The following is a 15,096-nucleotide window of genomic DNA, read 5'->3' on the forward strand; positions in this document are numbered from 1 at the left end:
ATGCTCTCCCTATTCGGCGACGCACTCGCATCCTGCGCCAAGATTGTTCTTCAGTAGCTGCGCCCGCAGCACATCACTGCCGCTAGTCGCGATGACTTCGCCCGGTAGGACGCCGGCGATCACTTCCGTGTAGCCGCCGTTAGCGGCTCCCAAGCGGACCGAACGAACGTGAAATACCTTCGGGCTGTCGGGGCTGTCGAAGTAGTTCTTGTCTCGGACGAATACAATTTGGCAGCAGCCTTCCCAGTGCGTTGAGTCAGTTGGAATCACAATAGCGTCAGGCTCCTGCCGCAAGATAACTTCGCCGGTGCCGAACGTCTCATTGCGAAGTCGACCGTCGAGGTTAGGCAGTACCGCTCGAACCTCGACCATGCGAGTGAGTCTGTCTGCCGAAGTGCTGATCCAATCCAGTTTGCCTTCGACGGTCTGCCCGCTGCCGTCAGAGTGGAAGCGAACCGTCTGTCCGATGGCGAGCTGCTGCAACTTCTCTAGCGGAACATGAAGCGTCAGCCACATCTGGCGAACGTCGGTGACCTGAAACAGAATCCGCGAAGGGTCAACGACTTCTCCTGGCGATACCGAGCGACTAACAACGACACCCTCAATCGGCGAGCGAATCGGCAAAAGATTTGAGCTCAAAGGTCCGCCGTCGAGCTGGCCGCGGATCGAATCTGGGATACCGAGCAATCGCAAGTGGTCGAGAACCTGTTGTTCGGATAGACCCTGCAGTGAATTAGCTTGCACGGGCAAACCGAGGTTTCGCAGCGACTGCTCTGCGCTCAGCACATCAGCTTGAGCTTTCGCCAAGGCGGCCTCCGCCTCGAGAATTCGTGCTCCCGCGATGGCGCTGCGGGCATCCTTGAGCCTAGAGACGTTCTGTTGCTGGAGCTTTTGCTCGGCGAGCGATCGCAGCAAGGTGGTCTTGAGTTCTCCGACGTCAGCCGCGTCAACAACCGCGAGAACTTCACCCGCAGCGACACGATCTCCAACGTTCTTGGCGACCATCCACACGCTTCCCGGGATCCGTGAAGCGAGGCTGGCCTGTAGAGTCGGGTCGTAAACGATCTCAGCGCTGCCGGTCACTGATTCGACTATCGGCTGCCGCTCGATAAGCTCGACGTCAACGCCCGCTTGCCGAACCGACTCGACTGACGCGAACTGAATTCGAGTCTTGTAGACTTCGCAGGCACTGTTGTTCTCCTTCCGCGGTGCGATTGCGAGCGCTCTCGACGCCCGCTCCAGATCGCTCGCCAGGTCCGTCGGCGGTTCCTTCAGCTGCACCACGTCGGGATGGTGCAGCGGGCAGTTATGTACGCCGTGCACAGAGCACCATCCGTAGTCAGGACCTTTGGGCATCAGCGTGGGATCACACTCGACGCAGATGGATTCCGGCACCGAGTGTTCTTCACACCAATCGCTAACGACCGGCTCAACCGAACCGGTGAGCGCGGCAAATTTGGGAATCGTCCAGTCGTTGTGATGGCCGTAGTAGAAGGCTCCCGCAAAGCCCGCAAGCACCAGCGTTGGCCCAATGCTGCCGAGGACTAACGACACGCCGCGACGAATGGCGCCGCGAGGTTTTGCGGTTGTTTCTGTTTGTGTTTCGGGTGTCTCGACCGACCGACCGTTTGCAGTCGGTTCGGTGCGATGGCGATACGGACTCGATTTCGTCGCATGAACTATTGAGTGGCTCATGATAGGGTTCCTACTGTTTAAATATGCGCAAGCACGGACTGCGACTGTCGCAACCGCGGACTCTAACCGGAAACGCGGTCGAACCACGCGGATGTAGCCACCGCGCAATTACGGTCGCAAGCGGCACGGAAGCACCACTGGTCGGACAAACGATGGCCAGCAGCGGCCTAGATCAGCAACGAAGCAAAGGCGAGACGGACGGTACGTCCGCTCTCAAGATCAAGTCGCCGCGGATGCTCTTCGCATGGGAAGACGTGCGAGAAGTCCGGCGTGCCGAAGAATACTGGAGCAAGGTCAAACGACAACTCGAACTCCGCCGTGACGGTGCGACTGTTCAACTCCGGCATGAACTGGCAGGCGCAGCCGGAGTCACACGGATAGGGACAGTCGCATGGCGAGGCAGACGGTGGCAGATTGTCGCCTCCACAAGGTTCTTTCTCGCTGCCGGAACAGGCGCAAGTGACCGATGGCTCGACGCCAAGTGTCCGCACGCCATCACCCTCCACGCAGAGGAGCGGACAAAACACCACACGGAGTGCGAAAACTGAGATGAAGGCGAGCTGAAACATTAGAGTGCCAAAGGAACTTCGTAGCCTGGGGATCAGCGAAATCACCGACGAGCGTCAGCGAACGAGATCGAGCAATCGCTACAGAAGCAGCGTGCAGTAGAGGGTCAGCATCAGCCGACCGGCACGCGGTGAGATACCAGAGAGCCTGGCGTCGAGTCGGTCCGTGGAAGCGTCGACACCGCAGAAGAAAGAGAGTGGCTGAACGAACCCAACCACGAGCTCAACATCGGCAGTAATATCCACCTCGCTCGTGCTATCGGGCAGTGCTCCGGTACAGAAGCAGGTCCGGCAGTCATGCGAGTCTGGCAGAGGAGAGTCGGTCGACTGATGGCGCTCGCAGCAGGCACCGCATCCGTCCGAGCCAGTCTGCTCCGGCGAAGTGGCTTGTGGCTGAAACTCAGACACGCCGCCACAGCAACGTCCGCCCCATGCTGGACAAGCCAGCACCAGTAGGCAAAGGACGGCGTTGAGAGCGAGACGAAACACGGATCAGTTCCAGTGGATATGCAGGGCTCGGGGCAGCTACATTATCGGCATAATCGCTTCTGCGTCAAGGCAGAAATAAGCAGGCCTGACGGATTGACGCCTTCAGGGGAAGACTTTCAAGCGGGGACGCTGAAGCTCCCCCGCTCGGACAGTATATCGGCACTCGGGGCGGCTACTTTCAAAGTTTTCAGCTCCACTCTGCGCCTTTCGAGTGAGGAAACCGGGCCCATTTGCGGGGCGGATTTACAGCGAGTCAACCCCGATCGAGCGCCGCGTCCCGGTCGTTCGCCTGCCGGCATGCCCTCTCGTTCGTTGCTTCGGTGATCAGCGAGCTTGACTTGAGAAGCATTTGCAGATGGCTCTTCAGAATGCAATGTTGACGGTCGATAGCGGTTAAGGGCATAGTTGCGTCAGGTTGACTTGCCTGGTCGAGTTTTCAGGGTGTTATCGGTGCCTTCTTCCCCATCCTCCTCGTTGGTGCGCTGGAGCAGCTTATTGCTGGTTCTGGCCGTCGCTTCGGCTCAAGCAGTCGTCGCGGCTGAGGGAGATTGCGGGGGCGAGGAGACCCTGCGTTGCGGTGCGACGGTTGCCCCTGCGTGTTGCGGCCCCGCGAGTCATTCGTGCTTGGCAAACGCACTGTCGCCGCGCGAAGAGTGCGACTGCTGCCACACCGATATTGTGGCCTGGATTTCGGCTCGCATCAGCGTCTCTGAGCCGCGAGAAGGCACGCCCACTGGCCATGGTCTCGCGAGTGGTTCTGCGTCAGACGCGGCCGGTGCGAAACTCTCGATGCACCTCGGTCGAGGCGTCATTGCTCGCCGCGTCGTGCCCAGCTTCTGCATTTCCTTCTGCCGCTGGCAATGTTGAGCGGTCCCGTTCCGGTCATCTGGCTCGGGTGACCTTCTCGGTGGGACCGCGACCGAACACGCAGCACGTCTGTCGAGCGTGTGGCTGCCGGTCTTTCTCAATTGCATTGCAGACGCCATTTGGCGCTATCACAGAAGGAACTCTCTCATGTTGCTGTATCAGGATAATACCGCGTTTCCCTCCAATCCCTTTTGGATCACGCCGACACTCGCCACCCGGACGACCGCCGACGAGCGGCCTCTTACACCACCTCCCAGCGACCAGCGGCGTGTGCTGCTGGTAGACGAACCCCACTCGTTTCGAGGCAAGTTGGCAGCAGAACTGGTTGCTGCGGGGTTTGAGGTCCTGCAAGCATCCGATGTCTACGAAGCAGTGCATTTAGCTCGTCGAAACGAAATTGAGCTTCTGGTAATCGGCGGCGACCAGCGGTATCAGAGCGGATGGCGATGTGCCGGTAAGCTGTGCGGACGCCCTCCGTGGTATGGCGTCATTCTCTACCTCACTAGCGTCTCACACCGCGATCGCCTGTGGGGGCAGGCGTCCAAGCTGAGTGACTTGGTGGAGACGAAAGGTCAGGTAAAACCTCTCGTCCACGCAGTGTTGCACGCAGTGGGACGATCGGCGCCGCTTGCCAGCCGCCAGTTCGAAGACGGGCTCATGCGTGGCCAAAATCTCGAGCGGAGCGGCAACCCGGTCGCTTGAGTGCGATCGATCGACCTGTGCTTTCAATCGCTGCGGCCGCTCAGCCCAATCCACTAGCGGTGGCTAGGGTGTCGCCGTGCAGGAGGTTTGACTGCGCACTCGGCAAGGTGTTGATCCGGAGGGGCCGCGAGACAGGCCCCAACTAAACTAAATTTCCGGCCCTTTTGCTCCATATAGACACGATGTACCCGAGGCTAGGTTTCTCTGGCTCGGGATTCACTTCGTTCCGCGGCCGAGTCGTGCGTTCTGACGCACGTGAAGCCGCGGATGTGTCTATCTCTTGGAGTTTTGCATATGTCCCACGTCGTTCGGATTCGGACGGAGGTGCGCGATCTCGCTGCACTTCGATTGGCTACGGCGCGACTGTCGGTGCCCAGCCCTCAGTACGGAAAGGTGCGGCTGTTCAGCTCCGAGCAGACTGGATGGTCGGTGCCGCTGACCAATTGGCGATACCCGGTGGTCTTTGATACCGGCAGCGGCGAAGCCCACTTCGACAACTACCAGGGCCGCTGGGGTGAGCAGCGGTATCTCGATCAGCTTCTGCAGGCCTATGCGGTCGAGAAAGCGAAGGTTGAAGCTCGGAAACAGGGACACAGCGTCAGCGAGCAGACGCTGGGCGATGGCAGCATCAAGCTCACGGTTCAGGTCGGAGGTGCTGCATGAAGACCATCGAAATCACCGTTTCGCCCGATGGATCGTCGCGGCTCGAAACCAAAGGGTTCAGTGGCAACGAGTGCCGTGATGCGAGCCGGTTGCTCGAACAGGCGATCGGTGCAAAGCAGTCGGATACGCCGACGGCCGAGATGCACCAGACTGCATCTCAGGCGAATCAGCAGCACCATCAGCAGTAGGTGCTGAAGCGCAGAGTCGGTCACCATCGGCTCGCGATCATTCGCTCTGCGGCCACCTCTCTCTGGCCGCGGCCCGCCTATTGGTGGGCACTTTCTAGAGGGCGTGCAGGCGGTCTCGCTGCGCTCACTTCTTTTGTCCTCGAACCATCGTCCCATGGAGATTCTCTATGACGCTCACTCAACGGCTGGATGAACTCGTCCGGGCCTGCTTCACCGGAATCTGGATTCAGTCCCATGAACACCAGGACGCGGTCGCGGAGATCGGTGTACTCTGCCAGCGCGAAGATTGGCGGATGGTCCTGTGGGATGTCGACCAAGGCCTAAGCGGCCAGGACGCACAGGCCAACGCGTCAGATCCCCTCTCCGCTGTGCGGGCGCTAGGCTCAATCGCGGGCTCCGACGAAGCTGGCACGACGCTCTTGGTCCTCCAGAATTATCACCGCTTCCTCGGCTCGGCGGAGATCGTGCAAGCGGTCAGCCGGGCAGTCATCGACGGCAAGCTGCACCGCACGTTCGTGGTCGTCCTCTCGCCTGTCATCCAGCTGCCGGTCGAACTCGAAAAGCTGTTCGTGATCATCGATCACGAACCGCCTACTCGAGAGCAACTGGACGTCCTGGCGCGGAGTATCGCCACCGAAGAAGGTGAACTTCCTCAGGAGAGTGAGATGGACCGCGTGTTGGACGCGGCCGTGGGACTGACCCGCTACGAAGCCGAAGCCGCCTTCTCGCTGTCGCTCGTGCGTCACGGATGCATCCGTCCCGACACGATCTGGGAGTTCAAGACGCAGACGCTCAAGAAGTCGGGGCTCCTCTCGCTGTACCGCGGCGAAGAGAACTTCAGCAATCTCGGCGGGCTGTCGGCGCTGAAGGCGTTCACACGTCGGGCGCTGCTGCGGAGCCCCCGAGTCGCCGCTTCGGCAAAGGCCCGCGGCGTGTTGCTATTGTCGCCGCCTGGCTGCGGGAAGAGCCAGTTCTGCAAGACGCTCGGCAAGGAGGTTGGGCGGCCGGTGCTGATCCTCGATGTCGGCAGTTTGATGGGGAGTCTCGTTGGGCAATCCGAAGAGCGAACTCGTCACGCTCTCCGCACCATCGACGCGATGGCGCCTTGCGTGGCGATGCTGGATGAAGTCGACAAAGCGTTCGCCGGAGTCGGCGGCTCGGGCCAAAACGACAGCGGCGTCTCGGCCCGAATGTTTGGGACGTTCTTATCGTGGCTGAACGATCACGAATCGGATGTGTTCGTGGTCTGCACGGCGAACGACGTCACGAAGCTCCCGCCCGAGTTCTCGCGGAGTGAGAGGTTTGACGGAGTGTTCTTTCTGGACTTGCCCCAGCGGGAACAGAAGGATGCGATCTGGCAGATGTACGTCACCTACTTCGGAGTCGATGCCGACCAGCAGCGTCCGCGGGACGACGACTGGACCGGAGCGGAGATCCGCTCCTGCTGTCGGCTGGCGGCGCTACTGGACCTGCCGCTAGCAGAGGCCGCCAAGAACGTCGTGCCGGTGGCGGTGACTTCGGCTGAATCGGTCACGCGGCTGCGGCAGTGGGCCAGCGGCCGCTGCTTGGACGCGGACTCCGGGGGCATCTACTCGGGTGCGAAGCCGGCAGGCAAGCAGCGCCGCAGGGTCACTCGCGGTGAGCCGTCGGAGAACTAAACCAGCTGGGCGCCGAGCTCAGCACTCTTCCCCCACCACTTTCTCAAGGGAGCAATCACTTGGAACCAACCCTCGTATTTCTGCTGGCCTTGGCCACCGCGGGCGCGATGTTTTTGGCGCTCCGCGAACGGCATCGGCGCCGTGGGCTGCTGGTCCTGCTTACTCGTGTCGCGCAGATGAGATGCCATGAAAGCACCAAACCCGATCCCTCTGATCCTGCTCTTTTTCTTGCTGGTGTTCGGGTGCCGAAACCGCAGCGACCTTTCCAGTCGTCACTTCGAGCGGCTCGCGGACATGCAAGCCGACGTGGCTTCGGGAAGTCGACATCTGGTCGAGCACGACGCGTCAGCTAGAGCCGACTGGGCGACGCTGCAGCTCAAGCTCGAGGATGCTCGCGGGGAGCTCGATCGACGGCGCGATCAGCTGCACGCCGATCAGCAAGCGTTCGTCCGCAAACAAGCTGTCGCTCCAGTCGTCGCGGAAGCCATTCTGCGGGTCGGCACGGCGCTCGTCTGTCTAACGCCGCTGGCCGTCTTTGCGTGGTTCGTGCTGCGGACGCGAGAGACGCCCGAGGACCGACAGCTCTCGGAGGTGTTGATCGAAGACTGGCTCGACCGGCAACCACCAGCACCAAAGCCGAAGCTGCTCGGGTCAACCATCAAGAGGCTGCCGGGCCTCCAGGTCCGCGAGTGAATCTTCTCACTTCCGTGTTCTGCACCAGGCCCCAATGTTTCTCAATCGATGGAGGTGTTTTATGGCTGTGACTGTACGGCCTTCGCTGGGGTCGCTCATGCGCGAGGTGGGAGTCCGGCTCGCGCTTGTCACGCTCCGGTTACTGATTCGCGACCCGACGTTCCGGCACGGAGTGCAGCTCCTCGGCCGCAGTATTGCAAAGCGCCGCGCGAGAGCGGCCGCGGCCAGGCTCGTCTGTCCGACGCCTGCAAAGTGCCGGCGCCGGGCCAATGGGTAATTGGTCCCCAGTCATGATTGCGGTCACGGTGTTCCGCTGTGGTCCGCAGTCCCCACGCCAGGAGACATTTTCATGCTGTCCGAAGTACAGCTAGCGACAGTGCGGGCGGCTCTCCAGTTCTGGCGGGAGGAGATATGCCCGGCTGGTGATGTGGCGGATCGCTACTTCGATGAGACGATCGAGAAGCATCTGTCAGCTCGCCAGGTGCAAAACCTTGCATTGCTCTTCGAGCATTCGGCGGTACGGTACGTCCCGTACAACCGCAGCACGGAACGCATCGCTGCTCCGCTCTTGTTCAAGGATCGACGCCTCGCTCGTCAGTTAGCCAGGGACGGATTTTCAGTGGGAACCGTGCTGCTCGGATGATTCGGTTGCGGCTGCCAACGCTGGTCAGCCGAGACCCGGGCCCGTAACTCACGAGTGGCTGCTCTGCGCCGCCCGCCGCCAGAGCAACACTGTGAGCCAGAACGCAAAGCAAACAGTGCGAAAGTCGCCAATGGTTCCGGTGATCGAAGCTCTCCGTGTGAAGGGATGTGCCGGTGCGATGACTGCGTCGAAGCCGGCCCCCGCGAGGAGCATGGTTCGTCCGAACGCGGACTCGGCGCTCAACGTCACGGTGCCTGACTCGGTGTCCAGCTCGATTGTTCGCGTAAAAGCACTGATCTTTTTGGCTGATGCGAGCTGTTTCGAACCGGCAGTCAGTGTCCAGTGTCCGCTCAGTGGACCGTGCTTCTGGATCTCGTAACGTTCGCCGTCGATCTCCAGTGCTCCCTGCTCACTGGTCCAGTTGATTTCGATCCGGGCCGAATGCCCGCCTGCGTGCAAGCGGTAGTTCCAGGAGCAAAGTCCTTTGGGAATGCAGCGGATCATGGCATTCTCAATGGCTTTGGTCACCACATTTGGGGACCACGCTTGCGCAGGAAATAGGAGCTTCGTCCTCGCTCAGAACTGATTGCATCCAGAATCACCGAGGCGGGTTATCGCTACCCCGTCTACCGGTATTCATACCGTCTTTCCGCACCGCCCGCTTGGACTGGTTCCAGGCGGGCGGTTTTCATTTTCTAACCTCCTCTGGAATTCGTGATGAGCACACTCTTAGATGAACCCCAAGCCGAACCCCGTACCCAAAGCCCCGCACAGTCCCACACCACCGCCAGCGAACAGCTGAAGTCCGAGACGACTGCCGTCCGGCTTCACATCCGCTGGCCGGGAGTCCGCAAGACGCTCAGCCAGCACCAGCGGCAGGTCGCCGCCGATGCGTTCGAGGCGGACACCAAAAGCGTCTCCGCCGCCAAGAAGCTGCTCGACACCTCCCACCCGGCTTTCAAAGCCGTCACCGCGGTCCGCAGTCAAGCGGTCGCCTACTGGCGCGGGAGCACGCTGCCGTACATCGAGCCGGGCGTGCGGCTGCTGCGCCGCCAAGACGTTCCCGCGTTCGACGTCCACATGGCGAGCGTGCGCATCGAGCTACAGGAGGCTGTGGCGGAGCTCGACCGCTGCTACGGCGAACTGGTCGATCAGGCCCGACAACGGCTCGGAGATCTGTTCGACGCCTCGGATTACCCGCCGAGTCTCAGCGAGCTATTTGCGATCGAGTGGGACTATCCGAGCGTTGAGCCGCCGGAGTATTTGCGCTCGGTCAGTCCACAGCTCTACGAAGCGGAATGCCAGCGGGTCCGCAGCCGCTTCGAGGAAGCGGTCCAGATGGCCGAACAGGCATTTGCCGATGAGCTGTCGCAGCTCGTGACCCACTTGGCCGACCGGCTCACCGGTGAAGTCGACGGTAAACCGAAGGTCTTCCGCGACTCGGCTGTCACAAACCTGAACGAGTTCTTCGACCGCTTCCAGCGACTCAACGTCCGCTCGAACGATCAGCTCGACCAGCTCGTCGAGCAGGCTCGGTCGGTTATCCGGGGCGTTGGGCCCCAGGATCTGCGGGACCGGGACCGACTGCGGCAGCAGGTCGCTCAGGAGCTGACGCGAGTCGAAGCGTCGCTCGAAGGCTGGATGACCGACCGGCCGCGGCGCAACATCCTCCGCCGCCCTCGCTAGGGAGTGCAAATGCAACTCGTCATCACCCCCAGCGGCTCGGTCCGCTGCATCTACTCAGAACAGCTCGATCTTCACCAGCTCGGCCGGCTGGCGATCGAACGTGGTTCGCATGTGGAGCCAACTGGCGACGGCCAGTGGACGGCCGACTTGTCACCTGTGAACGGCCCGGTGCTGGGGCCATTCGCCTGCCGTAGCGAGGCCTTGGACGCCGAGTTCCGCTGGCTCGAAGAGCACTGGCTCACGCCGAGCACTCTATCAGCTGCCCGATGACAGCCCGCTTCGCCGCGGGCTGTTTTTGTTTCTGTTTCTGACGTGCCCCGATTCGTGGGGCGGTGTGTTTTCTCATGCCGCCCCGCGATGGGGGCGGCGCTATTTCTCCCATTCTCCTATCTCAAGGAATTAGCGCTATGACTCAGAGCGAACTCAATCACGCGATTGCTCACGCCACGGGCGACTCGCTGTCGGAGATCAGCCGCCTCGGCTTCCAAGCCGGGATGCTCGAAGTGGAAGACTTCGATGATGAAAGCCTCGAGCCCAGCACGGTCGACTGGGACGAACTGGAGCTGTACCGCAACCTGGCCTTCTTCGAACAGCGAGAGCCGTCGATCGCCGTCTGATGGTTCCAGTCGCTCTTTCTCTCTCAGCCCCGCCTCATCGGACCGCACGTCTTCAGTGAGGCGGGGCTGATTCTTTTGTTGCTCACCAGGCTCGCCGCTGGCTCTCTGCCGAGCGGCGGTACCCCAACCAGGAGAGACTCATTGATCACCATCCCCCACTCACTCGCCCGCCGGCTGCGTATCGTCTTCAGCCGTACCCTCGGCATTGCACCCCGCAGCCACACGCCTTCCGTTCAGTTCCGCGCCGGCGACGGAGGAGTCACGATCGCCATCGTCGGCCACGACGCGGCGGTCGCCTACCAACATTCCACTGCATCCGGTTCCGAGTCGTTCGCTGTTCCCTTTGAGCTGCTCAAGCGGTGCGAGGGAACGAAGCACGAACTGGTCACCCTCGAACGCGAAGGTGATGAGATCGTAGCCCGCTGGACCGACGCCGGTATCCCGCAGATCGCTCGGTTTCAGATCACGGACAACGATGAACCACTGCCGCTTCCCAAGACGATGCTGGCGAATGATGCCGATGCCCTGCTCTCGGCACTGAGGGAAGCTGTCGAGACGACCGACAGCGAATCGTCTCGGTACGTGCTGAACTGCATCCGGCTGCGCGGCAGCGACGGCCAAATCGCCGGCACCGACGGCCGACAGCTCTTCGTCCAGGACGGGTTTCACTTTCCCTGGGACGACGAGCGACTCGTCCCCGCCTGCCGCGTCTTTGGTTGCCCGGATCTCGAGACCGGCGGACCGCTCGAGATCGGCAGCACCGATGACTGGGTCGTCCTTCGCCGCGGTCCCTGGACGATTCACCTCCGGATCGAGAAGGCGGGACGGTACCCCCGAGTCGACGACTGCATTCCCCAGCCGAGCCGAACCCAGTCGACGCTGCGTCTGTCCGTCAGCGACGCATCGTTCCTGAAGCGAGCTTTGCGGCGGATTCCTTCGAGCGACGAGCTCAACTCGCCCGTCACCGTGGAGCTCAACGGCTCGGTCGCCATTCGCGCGAAGAGTAGCGATCAACCGGCTCCGACCGAGGTCGTGCTCACTGGCTCGCGGCGTGAAGGGGAAGCCCTCCGCTTCAACACCAACCGCGACTTTCTCGCGCGAGCCGTGCGAATGGGATTCCGCGACGTGGAGTTCGCCGGAGCGGAGTCGCCCGCCTGCTGCCGAGACGCACGCCGGGTGTATGTCTGGAGCCTGCTCAGCAAAGAGGGAGCAATCCTTGCCGATCCGGCCGCCGTGAGGATCGAATCGCCGGCCGAGAGCGCACGGCCAGTCTCGCCCACCCGCCAGCAAAACAGCCGCAGATTCTCGGCCGTGACTCCCGCAGTCACCAGTCGTGCGGCGGCGGAGCACGAAGCGGCGAGCCTGACCCGCGTGACGGAGCACGTCGAGGCACTCGAGGAGTCACTGCGTGAGCTGCTCCGCAGAACCACTGCACTGGCCCAGGACCTCAAGCGTCGCCCGTCGACCAGCCACCTGCCTTCCGCTGTCGGATCGACCGAAAGACTCCAGGATCAAGCCGCCGCCTGAGCGGGGCTTGTCCGATCCACCGCCCACACACCCACAAGGAGAGACCGAGATGTCGATGAAACTGAACGTGGGGCTCAGCCGCAAGATCGGCGAGTCGAACTACGGCTCGCGTGGGGCCAGTTGCCACGTGGAAGTTGAGCTGGATTTCGCGACCCTCTCGCATGATCCCGCACGTTTCCAGCAGCGAGCCCAAGAAGCCTTCGCCGCCTGCCGGCAAGCCGTAGAGGAAGAGCTGGCGCAATCACCGGCTGCAGCCTCCATTGCTCACCAAAGAAACAACCGAACTTACACGTCTCCCCCTCCCACTGCCGGGCCCCGCGTCTCCACCACCAATTCCCCTCGGCCGGCAACCGCCGCCCAAGTGAAAGCGATCCGAGCGATCGCTCACCGCGCCGGAATTCAGCTCGCCTCAGAGCTGAACGAGCGATATGGCGTCCATTCACCCGAGGGTCTGGACCTGCGTCAGGCAAGCCAGTTGATTGATGTGCTCAAGGAGCAATTCGACGCGCAATCGGTTGGCTAATACGACCCATTAGTTTGTGTAACAATGCCAAACATTGCTCTGAATTGTTTCAGAGGCTCCGCACCTCAAGCGGCTGATGACTCAGCGGCTATCGGGTGCGGGGTCTCTTCACATGATCTGAGGCCGGAACAAGGCAAGTCATTTTTTAGCCATCAGGAAGGCGGTGGAGCGAGATTTCGATGCGCCGGATGCTCGAAGGAGCTCACGGTGGTGTGGGGAGGGCGGTCAGCAATGGCCGCCCTTACCCGATTTTCTGCCACGAAGCAGTACGGAAGTTAAAGCCTCGGAAAATTGACCGATCGAGAAATCTCATTGATCGATATCGAATGGCTTAAAGTAGTTGTAAACGAATAGCGCTCCTAGAATCACCATTATTAGTCCGCCAAAGGGCAGAAATGCAACGATGCCCATCTTGCCGCGAAGGTCAGATGTGTCGGCATTTCCTGAGAGAGCCAAGAGGCCAAAAATAACCATTGCAGCGCCAGTCACGGCCATTATCCCTCGGTCGTTCTCTTTTCTCGGTTCATTCATGCAAATATTCCTTGTTGTCTCAGAAATGTCGTCTATTTAGCAGGGTGCTGTTGGTCTACGAACAACGCGAGTGTGAAATAGTGCGATGGAATCTCGCCGCGCATCCTGAGACACCGCGAGTCGGCGACGTGGTCGTCGTGGTGCTCACTGCAGTTTCGCTTTCCGGGCACCGCACGTTTGCTCACTCGCTTCTGCAGGTTTCCGTCATTCACAGCACTTCTCCCCGATCGCCCGTGCCCTCCGGCTGAAAGGGGGGGGCATGAATGATACTTATAGTCCGTGGACCCATCGTCGTCCACCGAGAGATGATCCGCGGCATGAGCCCGCCAGTGGATATTCTTGAGCGATTCGGCGATCGCGTGCGTGAATTGCGGAAGCAGCGAGGCTGGTCACAGGAAGAGTTCGCGCTGCAGTGCGGCCTCGATCGGACCTACGTCGGTGGAATTGAACGCGGTGAGAGGAATGTGGCGCTGCGGAACATCGAGCGAATCGCACGGACACTGGACGTTACGATCGCTTGCCTGATGAAGGGCATCTGAATCGGATGGCTATCCGTGTCGGCGTGCCGTTACCCGCCGAAACTTGACTGGCTAGTGGGGCTGATTCGGAGGGGAAACTGCGATCGGTGCGGACGCCACGGTTCAGTTGCCACCTCACGATCGGTCCCGATCGACCATTCCGCAGCTGGATCAAAACCGGATCTCGATGCCGGCGTCGGGATCGCTCTCGGGTTCCGTAACGTAATCGACGAGCTCCAGAGGCAGTGTAGCCTTCGAAATCGAGCATCGCTCCTCGGCCTCCGATCGCCAGCAGCAAATCTCGGAAATCGGTCGCGGAAAGCGTGACCCCGTTGATTGTGGCCGTTCGTGCTTCGACATCGATGCGAACCGTGACGGCCGGATACATCGCCTCGGATACGGGCCCCGCTTCGTTGAAGTTGCTGTTGACAGCTCTCTCGATCTCCGCGGACGCCGTTGCGGGTACCTCCACATCTCCGACGATGTAGCCGGACAGGGTCTCCGAATATCCGACCCCCATTCTTTCGTCGCTGATTGTGTAGCTGGTCGCTGTCGGGTTGATCTGCTTGTAGAGGGAGAATGCGGCATACAGCCGGTTGATTTCGTCGGCGGTGTAGAACCGCTGCTGCCGGCACTGCAAGGCCAAGTCGACGAATTCACGCCGCATCCGCACCAGGTACTCGAGGTTGCTCTCGCCGGAGTTGCGCGTCGTCGCGTGGTTGAATTCCTTCTGTCGCACGAACACGAACCGGTCCTTGCGATACTCGTAGGCGACTCGGATACCGGCGGGCTCCGTGGCTCCAGTGATCGCACTGTGCGATTTGCTGATCCGCTGCAACTGGGCCAAGCACATCCTTTTCTTGGCCGACCGTGTCGCGCTGGTGAATCAGGCAACGAACGCGTTCAAAAAGTTCCTGCCCGATTCGTCGCCGGTCAACCTGGTCACCGAGCGGAAGGGCGAAGGGCGTGTCTTCGTCTCGACCTACCCGACGATGATGGGGATGATCAACGAGATGGTCGGCGCCCGCCGGCGGTTCGGCGTTGGCCATTTCGATCTGGTGATCATCGACGAGGCCCATCGTTCAGTGTTCCAGAAGTACCGGGCCATCTTCGATTATTTCGATTCGCTGCTGGTCGGGCTAACCGCGACACCCAAGGCGGAGGTGGACCGGAACACCTACGGGCTGTTCGATCTCGAAAGCGGCGTCCCCACCGACGCCTACGAGTTGGACGACGCGGTCGGCGATGGCTTTCTCGTTCCTCCAAAAGCCGTTTCCGTGCCGCTGAAGTTTCAGCGCGACGGGATCAAGTACGAGGATCTGTCGGAAGAAGACAAGGAACGCTGGGATTCGCTCGAGTGGGACGAAGAGGAAGGAGCACCGGACCAAGTCGACCCGGCGGCGGTGAACAAGTGGCTGTTCAACAAAGACACCGTCGTGTAGTGCGTCAGCGGAAATGGGACTTTCGGTAAGTTACGATTGACGGGCTCGGTTTCCCTAGGAGAGCTCGCATGAGTCAGTCGAAGAAGCG

The 15,096-nt window shown here is 61.0% G+C and carries 18 protein-coding genes; 13 read left to right on the plus strand and 5 right to left on the minus strand.

Translation table 11 applies throughout. From position 1 onward, the window contains the following. Positions 1–9 precede the first annotated feature (9 nt). The gene (locus tag GNK13_RS20905) at positions 10–1,695 is read right to left on the minus strand and encodes an efflux RND transporter periplasmic adaptor subunit (protein ID WP_164104595.1); all 1,686 of its coding nucleotides are present in this window, start codon (positions 1,693–1,695) and stop codon (positions 10–12) included. A gap of 2,069 nt (positions 1,696–3,764) precedes the next feature. Here GNK13_RS20905 and GNK13_RS20910 point away from each other — a divergent pair. The 4 genes from GNK13_RS20910 to GNK13_RS20925 all read left to right on the plus strand — a co-directional run bounded on the left by GNK13_RS20910 (position 3,765) and on the right by GNK13_RS20925 (position 6,828). Next, positions 3,765–4,319, plus strand: coding sequence for a response regulator (locus GNK13_RS20910; RefSeq protein WP_164104555.1), 555 nt, complete (start codon positions 3,765–3,767; stop codon positions 4,317–4,319). 294 nt (positions 4,320–4,613) lie between these two features. Then, positions 4,614–4,982: a DUF1257 domain-containing protein gene (locus GNK13_RS20915; protein WP_164104557.1), complete on the plus strand. Its 369-nt coding sequence runs from the start codon at positions 4,614–4,616 to the stop codon at positions 4,980–4,982. Further along, positions 4,979–5,170, plus strand: a complete 192-nt coding sequence (locus tag GNK13_RS20920) for a DUF2997 domain-containing protein (protein WP_164104559.1) — start codon at positions 4,979–4,981, stop codon at positions 5,168–5,170. The genes GNK13_RS20915 and GNK13_RS20920 overlap by 4 nt, the downstream gene beginning before the upstream one ends. 167 nt (positions 5,171–5,337) lie before the next feature. Next, positions 5,338–6,828, plus strand: a complete 1,491-nt coding sequence (locus GNK13_RS20925) for an AAA family ATPase (RefSeq protein ID WP_164104561.1) — start codon at positions 5,338–5,340, stop codon at positions 6,826–6,828. On the opposite strand, the gene GNK13_RS20930 is transcribed toward GNK13_RS20925, so the two are convergent. Next, a complete protein-coding gene (locus GNK13_RS20930) occupies positions 6,825–7,016 on the minus strand; it encodes a hypothetical protein (protein WP_164104563.1) in 192 nt (63 codons plus the stop codon). The two genes, GNK13_RS20925 and GNK13_RS20930, sit on opposite strands and share 4 nt — an antisense overlap. Between GNK13_RS20930 and GNK13_RS20935 the strand changes: the two genes are divergently transcribed. Continuing rightward, on the plus strand, positions 7,015–7,521 hold the full coding sequence (locus tag GNK13_RS20935; RefSeq protein WP_164104565.1) for a hypothetical protein: 507 nt from the start codon (positions 7,015–7,017) through the stop codon (positions 7,519–7,521). The genes GNK13_RS20930 and GNK13_RS20935 overlap by 2 nt on opposite strands. Before the next feature lie 349 nt (positions 7,522–7,870). After that, positions 7,871–8,164 (plus strand): hypothetical protein, encoded by a 294-nt coding sequence (locus GNK13_RS20940; RefSeq protein ID WP_164104567.1) that lies wholly within the window; start codon positions 7,871–7,873, stop codon positions 8,162–8,164. A gap of 48 nt (positions 8,165–8,212) precedes the next feature. On the opposite strand, the gene GNK13_RS20945 is transcribed toward GNK13_RS20940, so the two are convergent. Then, positions 8,213–8,668: a hypothetical protein gene (locus GNK13_RS20945; RefSeq protein ID WP_164104568.1), complete on the minus strand. Its 456-nt coding sequence runs from the start codon at positions 8,666–8,668 to the stop codon at positions 8,213–8,215. 213 nt (positions 8,669–8,881) lie between these two features. Here GNK13_RS20945 and GNK13_RS20950 point away from each other — a divergent pair, with 213 nt between their 5' ends. The 5 genes from GNK13_RS20950 to GNK13_RS20970 all read left to right on the plus strand — a co-directional run bounded on the left by GNK13_RS20950 (position 8,882) and on the right by GNK13_RS20970 (position 12,517). After that, complete coding sequence (locus GNK13_RS20950) at positions 8,882–9,850, plus strand: hypothetical protein (RefSeq protein WP_164104570.1); 969 nt, start codon at positions 8,882–8,884, stop codon at positions 9,848–9,850. A gap of 9 nt (positions 9,851–9,859) precedes the next feature. Continuing rightward, complete coding sequence (locus GNK13_RS20955) at positions 9,860–10,120, plus strand: hypothetical protein (protein WP_164104572.1); 261 nt, start codon at positions 9,860–9,862, stop codon at positions 10,118–10,120. Positions 10,121–10,257: 137 nt separating this feature from the next. After that, the gene (locus GNK13_RS20960) at positions 10,258–10,467 is read left to right on the plus strand and encodes a hypothetical protein (RefSeq protein WP_164104574.1); all 210 of its coding nucleotides are present in this window, start codon (positions 10,258–10,260) and stop codon (positions 10,465–10,467) included. Between the two features lie 141 nt (positions 10,468–10,608). Continuing rightward, on the plus strand, positions 10,609–11,994 hold the full coding sequence (locus GNK13_RS20965) for a hypothetical protein (protein ID WP_164104575.1): 1,386 nt from the start codon (positions 10,609–10,611) through the stop codon (positions 11,992–11,994). Positions 11,995–12,043: 49 nt separating this feature from the next. Further along, positions 12,044–12,517 carry a hypothetical protein gene (locus GNK13_RS20970; RefSeq protein WP_164104577.1) on the plus strand — a complete coding sequence of 158 codons (474 nt, stop codon included), beginning with the start codon at positions 12,044–12,046 and terminating at the stop codon, positions 12,515–12,517. 309 nt (positions 12,518–12,826) lie between these two features. Here GNK13_RS20970 and GNK13_RS20975 read toward each other — a convergent pair whose 3' ends face one another. Next, complete coding sequence (locus tag GNK13_RS20975; RefSeq protein ID WP_164104579.1) at positions 12,827–13,048, minus strand: hypothetical protein; 222 nt, start codon at positions 13,046–13,048, stop codon at positions 12,827–12,829. Between the two features lie 305 nt (positions 13,049–13,353). On the opposite strand from GNK13_RS20975, the gene GNK13_RS20980 reads away from it, so the two are divergent. Next, positions 13,354–13,587 carry a helix-turn-helix domain-containing protein gene (locus tag GNK13_RS20980; protein ID WP_235935379.1) on the plus strand — a complete coding sequence of 78 codons (234 nt, stop codon included), beginning with the start codon at positions 13,354–13,356 and terminating at the stop codon, positions 13,585–13,587. Here the strand turns inward: GNK13_RS20980 and GNK13_RS20985 are convergent. After that, positions 13,556–14,413: a hypothetical protein gene (locus GNK13_RS20985; RefSeq protein WP_164104581.1), complete on the minus strand. Its 858-nt coding sequence runs from the start codon at positions 14,411–14,413 to the stop codon at positions 13,556–13,558. The genes GNK13_RS20980 and GNK13_RS20985 overlap by 32 nt on opposite strands. On the opposite strand from GNK13_RS20985, the gene GNK13_RS20990 reads away from it, so the two are divergent. Continuing rightward, positions 14,370–15,008, plus strand: a complete 639-nt coding sequence (locus GNK13_RS20990; protein ID WP_235935384.1) for a DEAD/DEAH box helicase family protein — start codon at positions 14,370–14,372, stop codon at positions 15,006–15,008. The two genes, GNK13_RS20985 and GNK13_RS20990, sit on opposite strands and share 44 nt — an antisense overlap. Positions 15,009–15,096: the final 88 nt, after the last annotated feature.

The organism is Candidatus Laterigemmans baculatus, assembly GCF_010367455.1.
Lineage (GTDB): Bacteria > Planctomycetota > Planctomycetia > Pirellulales > Pirellulaceae > Laterigemmans > Laterigemmans baculatus.